Genomic DNA, 19772 nt, shown 5'->3' with positions numbered 1-19772 from the left:
GTTGTTTGAGAACATGAGGTGGAGCCGGCAAGTCCTAGTGTCTGCTGGACGGCTGGTTGTGGGGGACGGGCCGCAGAAGCGACCACACCGAGTTCTGGCGACGTGACGCGAGCTGGTTAGGTCACAGCACCGGCTCGAACAGTTTGGCATAGGTGTCGCGCAGAATATTCTTCTGGACTTTCCCCATCGTGTTTCGGGGAAGATCGGCGACGAAGATCACGCGCTTCGGCTGCTTGAATCGGGCGAGCCGTTCTTGCAGGGGACGGAGGATGTCCGTTTCCGTCATCGTCATTCCCGGTTGGCAGACGACGACTGCCGTCACGCCTTCACCGAAGTCGGGATGGGGTACGCCGATGACGGCGCTTTCGAAGACGCCCGGCAATTGATCAATCTCGGTCTCCACCTCTTTCGGATAGATGTTGTATCCGCCCGAAATCACCAGATCCTTGCCACGCCCGACAATGTGGACATAGCCGCGCTCGTCGATCATCCCGAGGTCGCCGGTAATGAAGAAGCCATCGGCTCTGAATTCCGCAGCGGTCTTTTCCGGCATGCGCCAGTATCCCTTGAAGACATTGGGGCCGGACACCTCGATCATGCCTGTCTCGCCCTCGTCGAGCAGCCTTCCGGTCTCAGTATCGGCGACCCTCAGCGAGACGCCCGGCAGCGGAAAGCCGACGGTTCCCGCCATCCGCTCTCCCTCATAAGGATTTGAGGTGTTCATGTTGGTTTCGGTCATGCCATAGCGCTCGAGAATGCGATGACCGGTCATTGCCTCGAACTGTCGATGCGTTTCGGCAAGAAGCGGGGCCGAGCCGGAGATGAAAAGACGCATGTTTGCGGTGCGCTCGCGGGTCAGTGCCGCGCACTGGATCAGCCGGACATAGAAGGTCGGAACGCCCATCATGCAGGTCGCTTGAGGCATTAGTTCGAGAACCTGCTCGGCATCGAATTTCGGCAGGAACACCATCGAGGAACCCGCAAGCAGCGTGACGTTCGAGGCGACGAAAAGACCGTGGGTATGAAAGATCGGAAGCGCGTGGATCAGCTTGTCGCTCCGGGTGAAACGCCAGTAATCGCGAAGCGTCGTTGCGTTGGACAGTAGGTTGTCATGGGTGAGCATGGCGCCTTTCGATCGGCCCGTCGTGCCGGAAGTATAAAGGATTGCGGCGAGATCGTCGGCTCCGCGCGCGACATCTGCGAAATCCTGAGGCTGTGCACGCGCCAGCTCCATCAGGCTGCCGCCGCCACTGTCGTCCATCGTTTCGACCGCCGCACCCCGCTGCGCTGCGATCGGTTGCAGTCCTTCGGCCGCATGTGGAGCGCAGACGACCAGGCAAGGCTCGGCGTCGCCGATGAAGTAGTCGAGCTCCGCAAGCGTGTAGGCCGTGTTGAGAGGCAGATATACAGCACCAGCGCGCAGGCAGGCGAGGTAGAGTATCAAGGCTTCAGGGCTTTTTTCCACTTGCACCGCGACCCTGTCGCCCGGTTCGACGCCGCGGTTCTTCAGAGCTCCGGCGAGGCGGGCAGAGAGAGTGAGCATGTCACCATAGGTGAAGCGCTTGCCGGATGCGGTCTCGATGAACACATCATCGGGGTGGATGCCGTTTCGGATCGCATCGATCATGTGATTGCTCATGCACTGAACTCCTTGCTGCCTTTTTCGTTCTGAACACCCGTCGAGCCTGAGCCGGCACCAGTGATGAGGCTCCTTGTTCCCCTGTCCGCCGGTACCAGTTTGCGAACCGGAGCTGCGGCCACGACCTCGCTTCTTGCCGCAAAGGCCTCGTGGTTCTTCTCTATGTCGTCGAAGTTGTAGAGATAGTTGACCATCAGGCCATGGGACTGGCGCATGGCACGTGGGGATCGGTCCGCCAGGATGTTGATCCGCTCCAGCCTGGCGCCATTGCCCAGATGAAAACGGGCGACCGGATCGATCACCCGTCCCCGTGCATTGCGGGCTTTCAGGAAGTACCAGGCGGCAGCACCCGTCAGCACCGGCTGCACCTGCGCCCTCAGCTCCGCGTCATCGGCCCAGCCACTCTCGTCGAGCGCTTCGAGCCTTGTCTTGTCGGCTTGGTTCAAGGCCTCGGACGTCTCGCGGCGCCGCTCGTCTGCGAGCCAGTTGGCAAAGCCTGGGACGGGAGAGAGCGTGACGAAGCGATCGAGCCGCGGCAAGTCGCGTTTCAGATCCTCCACCACCTGCTTGATCAGGAAATTGCCAAAGGAAATCCCTCGCAGACCATCCTGGCAGTTCGAGATGGAATAGAAGACGGCGGTGGTCGCCTCGGCGTCTCCGATCGGCACACGGTCCTCGCGCAGGAGATCTGCGATATTGTTGGGAATCTCGCGGGTGAGCGCGACTTCCACGAAGATAAGGGGATCATCGGCCAGTTGCGGATGGAAAAATGCAAAACACCGCCGGTCCTTCGGCGCCAGCCGAAGCCTCAACTCTTCCCAGCTGCCGATCTGGTGGACCGCCTCGTAACGGATGATCCTTTCCAGGATGTCGGCCGGCGTCGACCAGCTGATCGGCTTCAGCATCAGGAAGCCACGGTTGAACCAGGAGCTGAACAGATGGGCGAAGTCGGAATCCACCGCTTCCAGATCCGGCCGATCCTTCTTCATCCGAAGGAGCGCTTCACGCATGCGCACAAGGCTTTCGATGCCGTTTGGTGCAAGATTGAAACGCCGGATGAGTTCCTGCCGGCGCGGTTCCGCCGCCTCATGCAGGACGAGCAGGGCAACAGGTGTCGGGTCATTGCGATAAGTGTCGATCGCGCGTTCCAGCTCTTTTGTTCTTGGCCCGAAGTTCAGGAGCAGTCTTTGCATGAAGTCCAGCTGGCCCTCTGGATCCAGCCCACGCCAGGCGGTGAGGATGTCGTTGGCAAGGGCCATGCCCGAGGCTTCCCCCCGACCAGACAGCAGCGCTTCGCAAAGGGCTTCCATCCTGTCGACCGGATTGCTGCCGTCGACCGGGACATTCAGCGACAACAGCCTTCGCCCGCGATCGGTGATGGCCTGGAGCATGTCACCCAGGAATGACGTCGTGTTCATCAGATCCCTCCGAGCATGTGATTTGGCAGCCAGGTTGCGATACCGGGGAAGATGCACAGGATGAGGATCGCGATGAACATCACGATCACATAGGGCAGCGCGCCCCAGAGGATCTCCCTGGTCGGTATCTTCGGGGCGATGGCATTGATGACGAAGAGATTGAGGCCGATCGGCGGCGTGATCAGTCCGACCTCCATGTTGATGGTCAGGACGATCGCGAACCAGTAGGGGTCAAAACCCGCCTGGGTGACGATCGGGAAGAGCATTGGTGCCGTCATCACGATCACAGCGACCGGGGGCAGGAACATGCCGCAGACCAACAGGAACACATTGATGATTGCCAGCAGAACCCAGCGGTTGACGTCGAGATCGGCAATGAAGGTCGCGACCGACTGGGTGATGTAGAGAGACGACAGCGCAAAGGCGAAGAGTTCGGCCGCTGCCATGATCATCATGATCATCACGCTCTCGCGCATGGCCGAGGAGAAGATGTGAGCGACCGGTTTGAAGCGAAACAGCCGGTAGGCGATGATGACGACCAGCAGTGTCAGAAGTGCGCCGGCGCCTGCAGCTTCCGAGGGCGTTGCCACCCCGCCATACAGGACATAGAGGGTGCCGGCGATGATGACCAGGAAGGGGAGAACCCGTGGCAGCGTCGCTAAGCGCTCCTTCAGGGTATAGCGTATGGCGGCCCCGTCGAAGACGTAGCCCTTGCGCTTGCAGTCGATGATTGCCCAGGTCATGAACATGGCTGTCAGCATGATGCCGGGAATGATGCCGGCCATGAACAGCCGACCGATCGAGGTCTCGGTCGCGATTCCGTAGACGATCAAGGTGACCGAGGGCGGGATGAGGATGCCGAGCGTGCCGCCGGCTGCAATCGAGCCGGTGGCGACGGAGTTCGGATAGCCGCGGTTGAGCATTTCCGGAATGCCCATCTTGCCGATCGCCGCACAAGTGGCCGGCGATGAGCCGGTCATGCCTGAAAAGATCGCGCAGGCGCCGATATTGGACAGGACGAGCCCTCCCGGCACACGGTTCAGCCAGCGGTCGAGCGCCGTGTAGAGATCGGACCCGGCCGGCGAAGACGCAACCGCTGCCCCCATCAGTACGAACATCGGGATCGACACATAGGCGAGATTGGCAATGCCTGAAAACATGGTGTCGCCGAGCACGAAGAATATGTCCAGGCCGCTTTGAAAGTAGAGTGCGGTCACGGCAGACAGCCCAAGCGCAAAGGCGATCGGCATGCCTGTCCCAAGCAGTGCGAAGAGCGAGATGATCAGCATTGCGCCGGCAATGGTCGGGCTCATCGGGTGACCTTTCTGGATGGGGTGGCAGGAGTTTTTGCAAGCGTCGCGATCGCCGGATCAGCAACGACATGGGGATCCACGGCGGGTTCGGTGATTGGCTCGCCAAGGATCAGCGAAAGGATCCGGGCCACATACTGGAGGCACAGAAGACCGAAACCGATCGGGAGCGCCAGAAGCGGGATCCACAGTGGCGGGGCCCAGACACTCGAATGCTTCCAGTTGCCGGCCCAGGCGTCATGAAACTGGATCCAGCCGGCGGCGAACATGATCGCACAGAAGAGAAGTCCAAGCAGGCTGCCGACAAGTTGCAGCCGGGACCGGGTCTTCGTCGACACCATGACCTCGACCACGTCGACCCCGACATGACCTCCCGTCAAAAGCACATAAGGTGCTCCGAAGAAGATCGCGACGGTCGCCGAAAAGACGACGAAGTCGGTTTGCCAGATCGTCGGCCAGGCGAAGATGTAGCGCATCAGGATCATCTGACAGACGACCAGCATGGCCGCGATGATCAATGCGGTCGAAATCAGCGCGAACAGTCGCGAGATCTGGCTGATAAACCAGATATAGCCCTTTACCATGTGATGGTTTCCTCGGCAGTGTCGTGATCAGGGGCGGCTGTCTCTTGCCGCCCCGCACTGGTCGTCTCGCGATCACTCGACCGCGAGCGCCTTTTCGATCAGCTTGTCGCCGCCCTCGACCTTTTCGGCGAAGTTCTTGTAGGCGGACTGCTTGGCGATCTTGAGCCAGGCGTCGTAATCGGCCTTGGACATTTCGACCACTTCGACGCCTGCCTTCCTATAGGCGTCGATCATCACCTGATCGCCCTTGCGGACTTCCTCGTTGAAATAGACTTCGGCCTTTTCGCCGGCGTCCAGCAAGGCCTTCTGCTGCTCCGGCGTCAGCTTGTCATAGGTCTGCTTGGACAAGAGGACCGGCTCATACATGAACCAGAGCGCGTTTTCGCCAGGTGCGGTCAGGCACTTCGCCTGCTCGAAGAGGCGATAGGACACGAAACTCGCCGACGAGGTGTTGGCAGCATCGAGAACGCCGGTCTGCATGCCGGAATAGATTTCCGAGGATGGCATGGAGGAAATCGAGGCGCCTGCGGCGGCGAGCATTTCTTCGAAAGCCGGGCCGGCGGCGCGGATCACCTGGCCGTTGATCGTCTCGGGCGAGGTGATGCAGCCCTTCTTCGAAGCGAATGCTCCGGACAGCCAGGCATCGGCGATCACCATGGCCCCCTGATCCTCGATGACCTTCTTGATGTCAGCCATGAAGGGGGAATCGTTGAGCCGGACGGCACGGTCGAAATTGCCGACCAGGCCCGGCATCAGCGTTGCTGAAAACTCGGGATGGCGACCCGACGCATAGTCGAGTGGAAACGAGGTAAGGTCGAGCAGGCCGCGCGTCAGGGCATTCCACTGGTCATTCGGTTTGTAGAGAGATGAGCCCGGAAAGACCTGGATCTTCAGATCGACATTGGCGGCCTCGACCTCCCTGGCGATCAGCTGGACCATCTCGTCCCGGATGTCGCCCTTGCCACCGGGAAACTGGTGCGAGGCCTTGAGAACGGTTTCTGCCTGGGCCGAAACGGCGCCGAGCATGACTGCGGCCATGGCAACGCCAAGGCTCAGGCTGCGTGTGAGCATCTTCATAGGTTTCCTCCCTTGATCCGGCCTCCCCGCCGGATTGACAGCAATGTGAAACCATCTTGCACACGAAGTCAATCATCTTGTATACGAGAAGTCATCTCTTGTACGCGGGGGGGGCTTGAGCGTGAGCGAGCAGAGCACATTTCATAAACTTCGGGACGAAATCGAAAATGGTATCGTGACGGGAGAGTTCGAACCCGGCGACCGTCTGGACGAGAGCCAGCTCGCCGCACGCTTCGGTGTCTCGCGAACCCCGATCCGGGAAGCCCTGATGCAGCTGAGCGCCATCGGCCTGGTCGAGATCCGGCCGCGGCGCGGCGCCGTGGTGGTCGATCCTGGACCTCGTTACGTCTTCGAGATGTTCGATGTCATGGCGGAGCTCGAGGGGATGGCCGGGGCCCATTCTGCGCGCCGTCATACAAGTGAAGACGCAGAAAGACTGCGTACCGCCCATCAACGTTGCACGGATGCAGCGATGAGCAACGATACGGACAGTTACTATTACGAAAACGAGATCTTCCACCAGGCAATCTATGAGGCCAGCCATAGCGGTTTCCTGAAGGAGCAATGCGTGGCTTTGCACAGGCGCCTTCGCCCCTACCGGCGTCTTCAGTTGCGCGTGCGCAATCGCATGAAGGTTTCGCTCGAAGAGCATGGCGGAATCGTCGATGCCATCCTCGACGGCAATGGCGACCTGGCGCGTGCCCTCTTGCGGGGGCACGTCGCGGTGCAGGGAGATCGCTTCAGTGACCTCGTCGCCAATATCGAGAAGCTGAAAAGCCGGACACCTGCCGAGACCTCTTTGACGGGCAAATCGAAAGGCGGCGGATAAAGCCTCGTTTTTCTTGCCCGACAAGCGTCAGCCGCAGCCCCTCCTCTGACCTCAACGACTGTTCCCGCGCGTCCAGATCAAGGTCGATCTGGACGCATACGGGCAAGATCAGCCGAGGCGCATGCCGGTCGTTGGATCGAACAGGTGGAGATCCGCTGGAGCCACATCGAAACCGAGGACCTCGCCCTCGTTGACCCGGAGGCCGGCCGGGATCGAGACGGTGAGCTCATGCGCGCCGACGCTCAGCGTCAACAGCCGGGTTTCGCCATGAAACTCGTTGCGCTCCACGCGACCTCTGATCGCCCCTTCGTTCTGGCTCAGTCGAAGCGCTCCGGGCCGTAGACCGACGGTAACGGGACCCGGCCTTACGGGAAAACGCGGTTCAAGAGAGATATCGCTGTCGGTGAGCGCGCCTGCAGACGCCTCCAGAGTGAGGAAGTTCATGTTCGGCGTGCCGATGAAACCCGCGGCAAAGACAGTGGCCGGCGTCTGATAGATCTCCTCAGGCGTGCCCATCTGCTCTATCCTGCCATCCTTCATCAGCACGATCCGATCGGCGAGGGTCATCGCCTCCAGCTGGTCATGCGTGACATAGATGCTCGTCGTCTTCAGGTCGCGGTGGAGCCGCGCGATCTCGACGCGCAGGCTGCCGCGCAGCTTGGCATCCAGGTTGGAAAGCGGCTCGTCGAATAGAAAGACTTCCGGCGTCTTGATCATGGCGCGGGCGATTGCCACGCGCTGCTGCTGGCCACCCGACAGTTCCGTCGGTTTGCGGGCGAGATAGACACCGAGGCCAAGCGCCTCGACCACAGGCGCCAGGCGCTGCTCGATCGCCGATTTTTGGATGCCGGCCCGCTCCAGCCCGAAGGTGATGTTCTCGCGCACGCTCATATGCGGATAAAGCGCATAGTTCTGGAAGACCATGGCAATGCCCCGGTCTCCGGGATCACGCTCGTTCATCCGCTCCCCACCGATCAGGAGATCCCCGCCCGAGATCTCCTCAAGCCCTGCGATCATGCGCAGCATGGTGGATTTCCCGCAGCCCGACGGGCCTAGAAAGACCACGAATTCATGGTCGTCGATCTTGAGGTCAAAGTCGCGCATGACCTCGAGTGCGCCATAGACCTTGCGGATGCCCCGGCATTCGACAGTGGCCATCAGCTCCCCTCCCCGTTCATGACGATCTGCAGCTTCACGTCTTCCGGTCGCCCTTCGGCCGCACGCTCGAAGGCTGTGATCGACTGCTCGAAACCATAGGTGCCCGAGACCAGGGGCTTGAGATCCACCTTGCCGGCGGCAATCAGGGCGAGCGCCCGATCAAAGACATTGGCGTAGCGGAAGACGGTCTCGATCCGGCATTCGCGAAAGCAGGCCGCTGCCAGATCGACGGCGACCGGTTCCGGCGGCAGGCCGACGAGAACAACCGTGCCACCAGGACGGACGAGTTTGAACAGGTCTTTGATGGCTGCAGCTGCGCCCGAGCATTCAAAGACGATGTCGGCGCCCCAGCCATCGGTTGCCTCATTGACCGTCTCGATAAGATCCACTTCCTTCAGATTGACGCCAGTGATGCCGCCATAAGTTTCGGCGAGCTTCAGCTTGGTCTCGGAAATGTCGGAGATCAGGACGCGCGAGCAACCGCCGGCCAATGCCGCCAGTGCCACCATGATGCCGATAGTGCCGCAGCCGGTGACGACGGCGGTATCACCGGGGGTGATCTTTGCGCGGGCTGCCGCCTGCATGCCCACCGCAAAGGGTTCGACCATGGCGCCTTCGGCAAAGGAGACATTGTCCGGCAGCTTGTAGGTGAAACTGGCGGGATGCACCGTCTCGGGGCAGAGCACGCCATGCACGGGCGGTGTCGCCCAGAAGGTGACGGCCGGATCGACATTGTAGAGGCCGAGCCTGGAGGCCCGCGATTTGGGATCGGGGATGCCGGGTTCCATGCAGACCCGGTCTCCTGGCTTCAGATGCGTGACATTGGCACCGGTCTCGGTGACGATGCCGGCGGCCTCGTGGCCCAGTACCATGGGCGCGTTGACGATGAAGTCGCCGATGCGGCCATGGGTGTAATAATGCACGTCGCTGCCGCAGACGCCGACGGTGTGGATGCGGATGCGGACATCGTCCGGCCCCATCTGCTGCGTCAGATCGATATCGCGCAGGGAAAGTTCGCCGACACGTTCGAGGACAAGTGCTTTCATTGATCTATCAACCTTGATCGGATTTCTTGGAAAATGCGGCGTTGAGCCCGCCCGCCAGCACCCCGAGCAGGATCAGCGGCGGCAGGGACAGGAGGACGACGGCAGCGTTCAGGATGCCCCAGGGCACGTTCATACCGAGCTGTGACATCTCGGATGCGATGATCGGCAGGGTCTTTGCCTTCGACGTCGTGAGCATCATGGCGAGCAGGAACTCGTTCCAGACGAGCACGAAGGAAAAAGCGATCGCACCGAAGACCTGGAAGCGGGCGATTGGCAACGCAATGCGGAAGAAGGTCGCGTAGGGACCGAGCCCATCGACGCGGGCGGCCTCCTCGACATGCAGGCTGACCCGCTCGAAGGCCGGCACAGACAGCCAGATCGTGATCGAGGCCGTCACGATCAGATAGGTCACGATCAGCGACAGGCGGGTGTCGTAGAGATCAAGCCCCAGCCAGATGACCAGCATAGGAATGGCGATCGCGACCGGTGGCAGGAAGCGCAGCGAAAGCACGAAGAACTGCGCTTCAGCCGTGATCCGGTTCTTGAACCGGGCAATCACATAGGCTGCGGGAACACCAAGCACGGCGCCGAGGGCGACGGCACTCGAGCAGATGATCAGCGAGTTGACGAGGGCGCGGGCCACCGAGCGGCGGTTGAGCACATAGCTCATGTTATCCCAGACCGGCTGGAAGACGAGCTTTGGCGTGGAGACCAGAAGGTCGGCATTGGTCTTGAAGGCGTTGAGCAGTGTCCAAAGGAGTGGCAGCACTACGAGGGCGGCGGCCACGATCAGCAGGAGCTTGAGCAGCAGGGTCGAGAGCTTCATCGGTTGAGCCTCTTCCAGGTAATGGTGAAGGTGACGATGGTCAGCACCATCATGATGACGGCCATGGAGGAGGCATAGGAGATCTTGCCGGCTTCGATGAAGCCTTGCGAATAGGCATACATGTCGAGCGTCTCTGTGGAGATGCCGGGCCCCCCGCGGGTCATGACGTAAACCAGATCGAATGAGCGCAGGCTTTCGATCGCCTTGACGAGCAACAGGCTGATCAGGGGTGCTTTCAGCATGGGCAGTGTGACGAAGCGGTGGATCTCGAAGCGGGTTGCCCGGTCGATACGCGCGGCTTCCAGCGGCTGTGGTGGCAGGGATTCAAGGAGCTTCAGGATGATCACCGCAAAGAACAGGCCCCACTGCCAGACATCGACGAAGGCAACGGCCAGGAGCGCGCCGAGTGGCGTCGATAAAATATCCGGCGTGATGCCGGTCAGTTCCCGGACCGGCCAGGTCAGGGCACCGTAGAGCGGGTGAAAGGCAAACTTCCAGACGAAGGCGGCGCAGACGCGCGGTAGTAGGACCGGAATGATGAAAAGCACGCAAAGTAGGTTGCGCATACGGGGACTGGCTGCCTCGAACATGGCAATACCGAGTGCAAGGCCGGTTGCCATGGTCGCGGTGACACTGATGATCTCCCATTTGAACGAGACCCAGAGCGCGTTCAGGAAACGGGCATCGGAAAACAGCGCCAGGTAATTGGCAAACCAGACATAGTTCGCATCAGGCGCGGACAGCGTCCGGTTCTGCAGCGAAATGTTGATCGCATAGATCGTCGGCACAAGCGCCAGGACGACCAGGATGCCCAATGTGGGGCCAAGAAAGACGTAAGGCAGCGAGCGGCCTCGGCGCATGGCAGATCCTCGGATGGGAAAAAGGGGCGCGTCATTCGACGCGCCCGAGTTGGCTGCTTGGGAGCCTTAAAGCTTGGCGGCGAAGGCTTCGAGTTCGTCGAGTGTCGCCTTGATGTCGGTGCGGCTGCCGGTGATCAGCTCTTCCAGCATGATGCCCCACTGATTGCCCAGTTCCTGCCAACGCGCATCCTGCCAGAAAGTGACTGTCGTCTTGTCACCGGTGGCAGCCATGGCATCGGCCAGGTTCTGACCGAAGGTCGCGGCATATTCCGGGCTCTGATAGGTGCTGGTGCGGGTCAGTTCGCCCGGCTGGCCGGCGGCCAGGCGCCGGGCCTCCTGCTCCTTGGACGTTGCCCAGGCAACGAAGAGACCAGCACAGGCCTTTTCCTCATCCGTTGCATTGGCCTTGGACGCAATGGCAAAGCCGTGGGCGTAGCCGCCACCTGGCAGCGGAGACGGCGGCACGGAGAAGGCGACCTTGTCGGCGACCTGGCTCTGCGCCTTGTCGACGGACATGCCGCCGAGCGGTGCGGATTCGATGATGATCGCGACCTTGCCCGAGCGGAAGGCACCGGTGGATTCGTCCCAGGAACCGGTCTGCGTGCCAGGTGCCGAATACTTGAAGAGCTCGAGATAGGTCTCGGTCGCTTTCACGGCCGCGTCCGAGTTGAAGGCCGGCTTGCCGTCCTTGAACCACTCGCCGCCATTGGCCTTGAAGAAGGGCATCCAGCGCCAGACATTGGCGCCTGATCCGCGCTGGCCACGCAGAGCCGTGCCATAGACGCCATTGTCCGGATCATGCAGTTTCTGGACGGCGGCAAAATACTCGTCCCAGGTCTTCGGCGGAGCGATGCCGGCCTCTTCGAGAAGATCGGTGCGATAGACCATCAGGTCGCCGCCGCCCTGAACCGGGGCAAACCACTGCTTGCCGTCATAGGTGGCAGCTGCCCGCATGCCGGCGTCGAAATCGTTATAGTCGTATTCTTGCGGATAGAAGCCCTCGAGAGGCACGACCCAGCCGGATGAGGCGAAGAGCGCCAGATTGGCTTCATCGATATAGTAGACGTCGAAACTGCCGACGGTCGAGGCATCGGCCTGCGACTTGGCGCGGCGGTCGTTTTCATTGAGATAGCTGATCTCGAAGCCGGCGCCCGAAAGTTCCTCGAACTCGTCGACATAGTCTTCGAGAAGCGTCAGACCGTCGCGCGGCTGGGCGAGCACACGGACATCTTCCGTGCATTGGGCCGCGGCAAGCGCGTTCGAAGCGGCAAGTATGGCGATGACCGCGCAACCGGCGCGGAGAGCATTTGATGTCATGATTTCCTCCCTGGATGGCAACTCCCTTGCCATCGACGAGGGCACTTTTGCTGAAGAGATCAGCGCGAACTAGTTTGCCTTCAGCGCAGAACTGGTATTATTTTGACAATTGTGCACCACAACATGAGTCCCTGAATGCCTATTGCATCAGATTTTCCGCAGTCGGTCTCCGAGACCTTCACCGCAACCCGCGAGCAGATCGTCCTGCCCGGAGGCGCGTCCTACCTCATCCGCCGGGACGACTATCCCAATCCGATCTGCATCTGGAATTACCATCCCGAATGGGAGATCCACTTCATCCCGGATGCCAGTGGCTTTGCCTATGTCGGTGACTATATTGGGCCCTTTCGGCCGGGGCATCTGATGCTGACCGGCACCAATTTGCCGCATAACTGGATCACACCCGGCGCACCGTCGCTTCCCGGTCGCGACATGGTCCTGCAATTCGATGCGGATTCCCTGATCGGTGTTCGCGCGGTCTGCCCCGAGTTCGACGTGCTCCACCGGCTCAAACCCTTGGCACAGCGGGGGATCGAGGTGTTCGGCGCGGATGCCTTTGCGATCGGTGAGAAGATCCTCGAACTTCATGCGATCGGACCTCGCGGCGGGCTCGGGCTGTTTCTGGAGATCCTCGAGGCGATCGAGGCAGCCCCCGAAAAGCGCCTGCTCGCCAGTGAACATTTTATCTCGATCTACAATCAGGTCTCGGACCGAAGGCACCGGCGCATCGACCAGGCCATCCAGATCCTGCAATCGGATCCAGGCGCCCAGATGCACGAGGTGGCCGAACGGGTGGGTTTCGAGCCCTCTGCATTTTCCCGGGCTTTTCGGCGTCTCACGGGCATGAACTTTTCCGACTACAGCCGCTCGGTCCGCGTATGGAGGGCCAGAACGCTGCTTGGCGAAACCGACACGTCGATCACCGATATCTGTTTTGAAGCAGGCTTCAACAATCTGTCGAACTTCAATCGGTATTTCCGCCTCGAGACCGGGCTGACACCCCGTGCCTATCGGCAGGCGGCCAGGATCAGGGCCAGGTCTGTCATATGACTCGAGCCTTGTTGCCGAACTGGCCACTTGCTCCATGCAAGCCATTTGTCCTTACGTCGCCTGTCAGGGCATCTACATATTCCTGGCTGTCTGTATGGCCAAACAAGAAATCCAGGCGCTCCGCCTGCTTCTTCAACCAGGCCAAATGCATCAAACTAGTGTATTGATAAGGCACCTAGTTAGTGCGACGCCAATACGTCTGATTGGTGCTGTGGCCACCCTCAGGCCAAAACGTGTTTGGCTTGCTCCGGTGCGACCTCCATCAAACCCTTTCTTACGCCTGACCGCTCGGCCTTCGACGACACTGAGCTTTGCCGATCCTTGACATGGGATGTCCCCCAAGTCTTTGCCGAGACTTCGCCTCCAGCCGCCTTCTGCTCCGCTATCATCACCCTCGGATCGGTCATGGGAGCGCCGAGGAGGATCAGGGCACATGCCAGGCAATGAGACAAATTCCATTTTGACTTCAGCTTCGCTGTTCAGTCATGTTCCGACCACGCCGGTGCTGCTCGACGAGACCAGGATCGTGGACTGCGACTGCATGCTTTCGGTCGGCGAGGTGCATGAGGTATTGGACCAGGCCTGGGCCGATATCCGGACTGGCCGGGCTTCAGGGGCTAAGTCCGTTATGTCTCTTTCCGAGGCGACGTTCTGGCAGGAGGCCGGGTACGAGATCCGTCCGTCCGAGTTTACCGGCGAGCGGCTCGGCTGGAAGCTCTCCTGCCTTTATGGCGTCAATCCACGATTTGCCGGTGTGAAAGTGATCGGTGCGAATGCCTTCAACCGCGTGCTTGGTCTTCCACGCTCCAGATCGACTTTCATCCTCATGGAGAAATTCTCGATGCAGCCGCTCGCAATCGTCGATGCGACCCGGCTTTCTGCCGGCCGTACAGGCGCTTATGCATCACAGGTTCTTCGTCTCTGTCTGGCGAAGGCCGACAGGATCAACGTGTTTTTGTTCGGAGCCGGGCCAATCGCAGGCGCCATCCTTGCCTCGCTCGCTCATAGTGCCGGGGAGCGCATCGCCCGTGTCCATGTCAGGGCGCGCAGGCTGGAAAGTGCCAAAGCGCTTCAAGCCTCCCTGTCGCCTAAGCTTCCCTTCGAGATCGTCGCTGTGGAAGACAACCGCTTCTTGGCTGATGCAGATTTTGTCATCACCGCCACAAATTCCGTTTCTCCTGTCTTTGCCGATGGCGAGCTGAGGCGTGACGCCTGCCTTCTCCATCTGGGTGGCGACGAAGTGCCGGTCGAGACCTTGCGGCGGATCTTGCGCCAGGGTCATCTCGGCTGCGACGACCTTGAAACCGTCTCCAGACGAAACTCGCAGAGCCTCGCCCTGCAATATTCCAAGGCAGGCACCACGCTAGAAGCACTCGGTCCCCATCTTGGAATTCTGGAATTGTCGAAGACAGCCGACTGGGGCCTTGATCCGGGCAGCCCGGTCTCCGTCACCTGTGTCGGACTGCCCATGCTCGACCTCTACGTCGTTGCAGCACTCTATGAGAAATATCTCGCCGCGGGTTGAGCGCTCGTATTTTCCGCTGCCTGGAGAAGGCAATTGGCAAGTCTGGTGAGAGGAAATGCATCATGCTCTATCTGACGCGTCGGCTGGCCGACCATGCGCTTGCAATCGATGTGGAGCGGCTCTCTCCTGACGTGAAAGAGGTGACGCTTCTTTGCGTGCTCGACCTGTTGGCCGCCGCAATGGCGGGTGCGGGATCGCCGGCACCGTCAGCTGCAATTGCAACCTCTGACCTGCTCTATGGGAACGGTCGGGCACCAGCCTGGTTCACCGGACAGACACGCTCGCTGCTTTCAGCCCTTCTTCACAACGCTCTATGCGCTTCGGCGCTTGATCTGGATGATGGCAATCGCGCGGCCCGTGGCCACCCGGGTGCAAGTGTCATTCCGACGGTCCTCACCCTTGCTTCCGTCATGCCGCAGATCGGTGCGCCAGACATCCTCTCAGCCATCATTGCCGGCTATGATGTCGGCGTCAGGATCGCCGCCACCCAGAACATCGACGCCATTCCCACGCGTCAGACCGGGCGGTGGGCAGCTTTTGCCTCTGCGGCCGCTGTTGGCCGCCTCTTGAAGATGGAGCCTTCTCATCTGACAGAGGCTCTTGCCATTGCAGGCGTGACGGCACCCAATCAGAGGGCCAATGGCAGTTCCGGCTATTCTCGGGTGACCGGCAACCTGGTCAAGGAAGGTATTGCCTTCAGTGCCCAGACCGGTCTTCAGGCTGCTTTTCTGGCGAGGGCCGGCTTTACCGGTCCGGTCGATCTGCTCGATCACGGGCAATTCTATGACCGAGACCGTATCCTCGATGGACTGGGCCGCCGTTTCGAGATCTCGGACACCTATTTCAAGCCCTATGCCTGTTGCCGCTACATCCATCCCGCCCTCGACGCCTATCTCGCTCTTCGCCGTGACCACGACTTCACAACGGGTGATATCGATCGGATCGAGGTGGGTACTTTCCGGTTCGCGCTCAGACTTGCCAATAGCTGCGGTCCGGAAAATCTGACGGCACTCCAGTACAGCCTCCCCTATTGCCTGGCCGTTCTCGTGCTTCACGGTGAAGAAGCACTCGCCCCTGTGACGCCATGCCTTCTTCACCAAGCCGAGCTGTCAGCACTCGCCGCAAAGGTTACGTTACGTGACGATCCCGAGGCTGAAACCCGGTTTCCGGCGCAGACCTGTGCAAGGGTCACCATTCATCTCAAATCCGGCATGCGGCTTGTGTCTGACATGACCGGTGCGCGTGGAGATCCCGCTTGGCCCATGGACCGTGAGGCACTTGTCTCGAAGTTCCGCTCGGTCTCCGGAAAACGGTTCCAGCGATTGGATCAGGACCGTATCATTCGCTCGGTCGATCTTCTCGGCGAGGGAAATGCCTGCGACCTCCTGCAAATACTGGAAAGGCGCATGTCCGACATGTCTTGCGATGACGGACAGTCCAGCTAAACCTGGTCGTGGTTCAGGCAGCGATCGATCGGCCATGCCACCTCGCAAAACAGCCTCAGCTGGCAGCCTCATCCGCCTTTCGTGCATACTGTACGGCAAGGCGCATCCCGGCTGCCTCGATGACGGGCACCGGAAAACCATAAATCCTCTCGAGGACCGGTGTCTGCATGATTGCGTCGGCTGCGCCATCAGCTGCGATCCGGCCGTCCTTCATGGCAATGATCCTGTCGGCACTGGCGGCGGCGTGATTGATATCATGCAGCACGATGACGATGGTACGGCCGGTTTTATCCGCGAGGCGGCGCAGTTCCTGCATCAATTGACGAGCGTGATACATGTCGAGATTGTTCAAGGGCTCATCCAGAAGCATGTAATCCGTACCCTGCGCATAGGTCATGGCCACCATGACGCGCTGTCGCTGACCGCCGGAGAGCCTGTCGAGCGTCCGGTGGGAAAGGGCGTCCAGCTCGAAGCGCGTCAGAGCCTCCTCCACCATGGTGCGATCCTCGACCATCATCCGCCCGCCGCTATGTGGGAATCGACCGAAGCCGATCATCTCGCGGACCGTGATGCGCGGTGGAGGTCCTGGGTCCTGCCTGAGGATCGCGAGCTTCTTGGCCAGTACCTTGCCCGGCGTCGACGCAACCGGCAGCCCGTCGATCGTGATCGAGCCCTGCTGCAAGGGCAAGAGCCGCGCTGCAAGCGAGAGCAGCGTCGATTTGCCGGCCCCATTCGGGCCCACCAGCGCAGTCAGGCCGCCCTTGGGCAGCGTGAGGTCGATATTGTCAAGCACGCGCTGGCCTTCGCGCCGGAGGCTCAGAGATTTGAATTCGATCATCAGGTGCGCCTCGCAAACAGAAGCAGGATGAAGACGAGGCCACCGACGAAATCGACGACCACAGAGAGCGTTGAGGCCTGACCGAGCCCGTGCTGCAGAAGCGTCTGGCCGCCGACGAGTACGATCACCCCGAGAAGCATGGCAACCACGAAGACGGAAACATGGCGGCGCGATGCCGTGAGCCGTTCGGCAAGGGCTGTAATCAACAGGCCGAAGAAAGTGACGGGGCCGACCAAAGCGGTTGAAACGGCAACCAGAGCCGAAACGATCACGAGATGCACCAGCATCACCCGGTTCCAGTCGACGCCGAGGCCGATTGCCGTATCGCGGCCAAGTGCTGCAACGTCGAGCAGATGTCGGCGAGAAAAAAGGAAGCCGCCGGCGACCACCGTCGCAAGCGCTGCAATCAGCAGGAGCTCCGTATTTGGGGAGGAGAAGTTGGCATACATCGCCCGCTGCGCCACGGCGAATTCCTGCGGGTCGATCAGCCGGGCTAGAAGACTGGTCAGGCTGCGAAAGAGCCCGCCGATGACAATGCCGGCAAGCAGCATCAGCGTGAGGTCCATGCGGCTCTTCAGCGATGGCCAGAGGATGACCATTGCAAGCAGCATCAATGCTGCCGCTTCCAGACCGAATTTCAGGTGCGGCGAGAGCGAGACGTAACCCAGCCCACCCAGTGCAGAGACCAGCGCTACCTGACCGAACTGGTAGAGTGCGTCGAGCCCCATGATCGATGGGGTCAGGATGCGGTTGGCAGTGATGGTCTGAAAGGTGACGGTTGAAAGCGCAATGGCGACGGCAACGGTCACCAGCGCAGCGAGCCTGATCGCGCGCAACTCCAACGCAAAACCGATATTGCCGCGCAGGTTCACCCCCAGAAAGGCGAGGACCGCGATGAGAGCGAGACCGAAGAGGACTGCGATGACGATCCGGTCACGCATCGCGCCGCCCTTTGAGGATAAACCAGAGGAACACCGCCGGTCCGATCACGCCCATCACGGTGCCCACGGGGATCTCGTAGGGAAAACGGATGAGGCGCCCGGCAATATCGGAGCCGAGAACGAGGATGGCACCGCCGAGTGCCAGAAGCGGCAGCGTGCCACGCAGATTGTCGCCCAAGATCCGCGAGACGAGGTTCGGCACGACGAGCCCGACAAAGGGGATGAGCCCGACGACCACGACCGAAAGCGCCGACATGACCGAGATCAGCACCAGCCCGATCTGGGTCATCCGGCGATAATCAATGCCAAGGCTGGTCGACTGTTGCTCTCCAAGCGTCATGATCGTCAGCCGGTCGGCAATCAGGATTGCGGCGGCGACGATCACGACGGCGACGAAGAGCAACTCGTAACGCCCCTTCAACACGCCGGAGAATTCGCCATTCGTCCAGATCTCGAGATATTGCAAAAGATCGTTCTGCCAGGCGACATAGGTGACAGCCGCCCCCACCACGCCGCCATAGACGAGGCCGAAAAGCGGTACCAGATGCGGCTGTTCCGGCGGAAGGCGATGGGCGGTGGCTAGAAACAGTGCTGTGCCGGCGAGCGCACAGCCGCTCGCGACGAGCGCCTTCACCCCAAGGCCTGCGGCGGGCAGAAAGAGCGTGACGATCAGGATACCGAGTGCTGCACTCTGGGCAGTGCCGGATGTCGAGGGTTCGACGAAGCGGTTGCGCGTCAGTGTCTGCATGATCTGGCCTGCCACCGCCAGCCCTGCGCCACAAAGCAAGGCCGCCAGCGTGCGCGGGAGCCTGCTGATCGCAAGAAGATCGCCAGCCGGCATTGCGCCGTCCGCCCCGGAAAACGACAGGTCCTCGACCCCAATGGCAAGGCTTGAGACGACGAGAAGCGCCAGGCAGAGCCCAGCGCTCATCATTGTGCGGCGATGTGTTGTGTCAGCGATGATGGACATCACTGGCTGTCGGAGAAACCGGCCTCGATCGTGGCCAGCACCCGTTCGGTGGCCTTCAGGCCGCCGGCTGCGATATAGAAGTCAGCCGATGGCAGATAGATCACCTGGCCAGCCTTCCATGCCTTGGTCTCAGCCACCAGCGCATTGTCGAGCGTCGCCTTCGCAGTCTGGTCATTGGCACCGATCGCCGCTGCCCGGTCGAGCACCAGCAGCCAGTCGGGATTGGCCTTGGCGATGAATTCGAAGGAGACCGGCTCGCCATGAGTTGCGGCCTCGACATCCTCCACCGCCGGCGGCAGGTCGAGCGCCTTGTGCACCCAGCCGAAGCGGGAATCGACACCGTAGGCGGTGATCTTCGGCCCATTGGTCATGAGGATGAGCCCCCTGCCTTTGCCCTTTACGGCCGTCTTGGCGCGGGCAAGCGCTGCGTCGAAATCGGCGACAGCCTTTTCGGCTTGCGCCTCCCTGCCGAAGATCGCGCCATAGGTCATGGTCCGCGCACGCGCCTGGTCGACCACATCGACGCCGTCCATGGTCATGTCGAGCGAGGGCGCGACCTTGGAAGTGTCCTTTTCCTTACCCGAGGAGCGGCCGCCGACGATGATAAGATCGGGCTGAAGCGCGCTCAGCGCCTCGAGATCGGGCTCGAAGATGTCGCCCACGACCTCGGCCTTTCCTTTCAGGTTCGACAGGTCAGGGAGATAGAGGTTCTCAGGGATGCCGGAAGGCATGACGCCGATCGCAGTCAGCGTGTCGATGGCTGCAATGTCGAAGACGGCGACCTTCGACGGCGTGCCATCGATGGTCACCTTGCCAGTATAGGTCTCGACGTCGAGAGCAAGCGCGGAAAAGGCTGAGAGAAAGAGGCCGGCGGCGACGAGCGCGTGGCGGACGGGGGATACAATGATCATGACAATGCCTTGTGTAGAGATGGCCGCG

At 60.8% G+C, this 19772-nt stretch carries 18 protein-coding genes; 4 read left to right on the top strand and 14 right to left on the bottom strand.

The features are described 5' to 3' along the window. Positions 1-121 precede the first annotated feature (121 nt). From E9677_RS18870 to E9677_RS18850, 5 genes are all read right to left on the bottom strand, one after another. Positions 122-1639, bottom strand: coding sequence for a malonate--CoA ligase (locus tag E9677_RS18870; protein ID WP_136559568.1), 1518 nt, complete (start codon positions 1637-1639; stop codon positions 122-124). Then, a complete protein-coding gene (locus tag E9677_RS18865) occupies positions 1636-3057 on the bottom strand; it encodes a malonyl-CoA decarboxylase (protein WP_136559567.1) in 1422 nt (473 codons plus the stop codon). Before E9677_RS18865 ends, E9677_RS18870 begins: the two co-directional genes overlap by 4 nt. Then, on the bottom strand, positions 3057-4370 hold the full coding sequence (locus tag E9677_RS18860) for a TRAP transporter large permease (protein WP_136559566.1): 1314 nt from the start codon (positions 4368-4370) through the stop codon (positions 3057-3059). The genes E9677_RS18865 and E9677_RS18860 overlap by 1 nt, the downstream gene beginning before the upstream one ends. After that, positions 4367-4951 carry a TRAP transporter small permease subunit gene (locus E9677_RS18855; RefSeq protein ID WP_136559565.1) on the bottom strand — a complete coding sequence of 195 codons (585 nt, stop codon included), beginning with the start codon at positions 4949-4951 and terminating at the stop codon, positions 4367-4369. The genes E9677_RS18860 and E9677_RS18855 overlap by 4 nt, the downstream gene beginning before the upstream one ends. Positions 4952-5023: 72 nt before the next feature. Then, positions 5024-6022, bottom strand: a complete 999-nt coding sequence (locus tag E9677_RS18850) for a TRAP transporter substrate-binding protein (protein WP_235883038.1) — start codon at positions 6020-6022, stop codon at positions 5024-5026. A 127-nt stretch (positions 6023-6149) separates the two neighbouring features. Here E9677_RS18850 and E9677_RS18845 point away from each other — a divergent pair, with 127 nt between their 5' ends. Further along, positions 6150-6857, top strand: coding sequence for a GntR family transcriptional regulator (locus tag E9677_RS18845; RefSeq protein WP_136559563.1), 708 nt, complete (start codon positions 6150-6152; stop codon positions 6855-6857). 108 nt (positions 6858-6965) lie between these two features. Here the strand turns inward: E9677_RS18845 and E9677_RS18840 are convergent, their stop codons facing one another. The 5 genes from E9677_RS18840 to E9677_RS18820 all read right to left on the bottom strand — a co-directional run bounded on the left by E9677_RS18840 (position 6966) and on the right by E9677_RS18820 (position 12064). Beyond that, a complete protein-coding gene (locus E9677_RS18840; protein WP_136559562.1) occupies positions 6966-8015 on the bottom strand; it encodes an ABC transporter ATP-binding protein in 1050 nt (349 codons plus the stop codon). Beyond that, positions 8015-9061, bottom strand: a complete 1047-nt coding sequence (locus E9677_RS18835) for an NAD(P)-dependent alcohol dehydrogenase (protein WP_136559561.1) — start codon at positions 9059-9061, stop codon at positions 8015-8017. Before E9677_RS18835 ends, E9677_RS18840 begins: the two co-directional genes overlap by 1 nt. Before the next feature lie 7 nt (positions 9062-9068). Continuing rightward, a complete protein-coding gene (locus E9677_RS18830; RefSeq protein WP_136559560.1) occupies positions 9069-9887 on the bottom strand; it encodes a carbohydrate ABC transporter permease in 819 nt (272 codons plus the stop codon). Continuing rightward, positions 9884-10747, bottom strand: a complete 864-nt coding sequence (locus E9677_RS18825; protein WP_136559559.1) for a carbohydrate ABC transporter permease — start codon at positions 10745-10747, stop codon at positions 9884-9886. Before E9677_RS18825 ends, E9677_RS18830 begins: the two co-directional genes overlap by 4 nt. A gap of 66 nt (positions 10748-10813) precedes the next feature. Then, a complete protein-coding gene (locus E9677_RS18820) occupies positions 10814-12064 on the bottom strand; it encodes an ABC transporter substrate-binding protein (protein WP_136559558.1) in 1251 nt (416 codons plus the stop codon). A gap of 135 nt (positions 12065-12199) precedes the next feature. Here E9677_RS18820 and E9677_RS18815 point away from each other — a divergent pair, with 135 nt between their 5' ends. From E9677_RS18815 to E9677_RS18805, 3 genes are all read left to right on the top strand, one after another. Further along, a complete protein-coding gene (locus E9677_RS18815) occupies positions 12200-13114 on the top strand; it encodes an AraC family transcriptional regulator (RefSeq protein WP_136559557.1) in 915 nt (304 codons plus the stop codon). 433 nt (positions 13115-13547) lie between these two features. Next, positions 13548-14639 (top strand): ornithine cyclodeaminase, encoded by a 1092-nt coding sequence (locus E9677_RS18810; RefSeq protein ID WP_168801274.1) that lies wholly within the window; start codon positions 13548-13550, stop codon positions 14637-14639. Positions 14640-14701: 62 nt separating this feature from the next. Beyond that, complete coding sequence (locus E9677_RS18805; protein ID WP_136559555.1) at positions 14702-16084, top strand: MmgE/PrpD family protein; 1383 nt, start codon at positions 14702-14704, stop codon at positions 16082-16084. 55 nt (positions 16085-16139) lie between these two features. Here E9677_RS18805 and E9677_RS18800 read toward each other — a convergent pair whose 3' ends face one another. The 4 genes from E9677_RS18800 to E9677_RS18785 are packed head-to-tail and all read right to left on the bottom strand — an operon-like array spanning position 16140 to position 19744. After that, positions 16140-16922, bottom strand: a complete 783-nt coding sequence (locus tag E9677_RS18800; RefSeq protein ID WP_136559554.1) for an iron ABC transporter ATP-binding protein — start codon at positions 16920-16922, stop codon at positions 16140-16142. Next, entirely contained in the window at positions 16922-17863 is a 942-nt protein-coding gene (locus tag E9677_RS18795) for an iron chelate uptake ABC transporter family permease subunit (RefSeq protein WP_136559553.1), read from the bottom strand. Before E9677_RS18795 ends, E9677_RS18800 begins: the two co-directional genes overlap by 1 nt. Beyond that, positions 17856-18833 carry an ABC transporter permease gene (locus tag E9677_RS18790; RefSeq protein ID WP_136559552.1) on the bottom strand — a complete coding sequence of 326 codons (978 nt, stop codon included), beginning with the start codon at positions 18831-18833 and terminating at the stop codon, positions 17856-17858. The genes E9677_RS18795 and E9677_RS18790 overlap by 8 nt, the downstream gene beginning before the upstream one ends. Continuing rightward, positions 18833-19744, bottom strand: coding sequence for a siderophore ABC transporter substrate-binding protein (locus tag E9677_RS18785; RefSeq protein ID WP_136559551.1), 912 nt, complete (start codon positions 19742-19744; stop codon positions 18833-18835). The genes E9677_RS18790 and E9677_RS18785 overlap by 1 nt, the downstream gene beginning before the upstream one ends. Positions 19745-19772: the final 28 nt, after the last annotated feature.

The sequence above is a fragment of the Peteryoungia rhizophila genome (genome assembly GCF_004912145.1).
GTDB classification, from domain to species: domain Bacteria; phylum Pseudomonadota; class Alphaproteobacteria; order Rhizobiales; family Rhizobiaceae; genus Allorhizobium; species Allorhizobium rhizophilum.
This window is presented reverse-complemented; position numbering and strand designations above follow the sequence as displayed.

Excerpts from the sequence above, each read along its gene's own strand:
- E9677_RS18870 (WP_136559568.1), bottom strand. The coding sequence starts at position 1,639 with ATGAGCAATCACATGATCGATGCGATCCGAAACGGCATCCACCCCGAT.
- E9677_RS18865 (WP_136559567.1), bottom strand. The coding sequence starts at position 3,057 with ATGAACACGACGTCATTCCTGGGTGACATGCTCCAGGCCATCACCGAT.
- E9677_RS18860 (WP_136559566.1), bottom strand. The coding sequence starts at position 4,370 with ATGAGCCCGACCATTGCCGGCGCAATGCTGATCATCTCGCTCTTCGCA.
- E9677_RS18855 (WP_136559565.1), bottom strand. The coding sequence starts at position 4,951 with ATGGTAAAGGGCTATATCTGGTTTATCAGCCAGATCTCGCGACTGTTC.
- E9677_RS18850 (WP_235883038.1), bottom strand. The coding sequence starts at position 6,022 with ATGCTCACACGCAGCCTGAGCCTTGGCGTTGCCATGGCCGCAGTCATG.
- E9677_RS18840 (WP_136559562.1), bottom strand. The coding sequence starts at position 8,015 with ATGGCCACTGTCGAATGCCGGGGCATCCGCAAGGTCTATGGCGCACTC.
- E9677_RS18835 (WP_136559561.1), bottom strand. The coding sequence starts at position 9,061 with ATGAAAGCACTTGTCCTCGAACGTGTCGGCGAACTTTCCCTGCGCGAT.
- E9677_RS18830 (WP_136559560.1), bottom strand. The coding sequence starts at position 9,887 with ATGAAGCTCTCGACCCTGCTGCTCAAGCTCCTGCTGATCGTGGCCGCC.
- E9677_RS18825 (WP_136559559.1), bottom strand. The coding sequence starts at position 10,747 with ATGCGCCGAGGCCGCTCGCTGCCTTACGTCTTTCTTGGCCCCACATTG.
- E9677_RS18820 (WP_136559558.1), bottom strand. The coding sequence starts at position 12,064 with ATGACATCAAATGCTCTCCGCGCCGGTTGCGCGGTCATCGCCATACTT.
- E9677_RS18815 (WP_136559557.1), top strand. The coding sequence starts at position 12,200 with ATGCCTATTGCATCAGATTTTCCGCAGTCGGTCTCCGAGACCTTCACC.
- E9677_RS18810 (WP_168801274.1), top strand. The coding sequence starts at position 13,548 with ATGCCAGGCAATGAGACAAATTCCATTTTGACTTCAGCTTCGCTGTTC.
- E9677_RS18805 (WP_136559555.1), top strand. The coding sequence starts at position 14,702 with ATGCTCTATCTGACGCGTCGGCTGGCCGACCATGCGCTTGCAATCGAT.
- E9677_RS18800 (WP_136559554.1), bottom strand. The coding sequence starts at position 16,922 with ATGATCGAATTCAAATCTCTGAGCCTCCGGCGCGAAGGCCAGCGCGTG.
- E9677_RS18795 (WP_136559553.1), bottom strand. The coding sequence starts at position 17,863 with ATGCGTGACCGGATCGTCATCGCAGTCCTCTTCGGTCTCGCTCTCATC.
- E9677_RS18790 (WP_136559552.1), bottom strand. The coding sequence starts at position 18,833 with ATGTCCATCATCGCTGACACAACACATCGCCGCACAATGATGAGCGCT.
- E9677_RS18785 (WP_136559551.1), bottom strand. The coding sequence starts at position 19,744 with ATGATCATTGTATCCCCCGTCCGCCACGCGCTCGTCGCCGCCGGCCTC.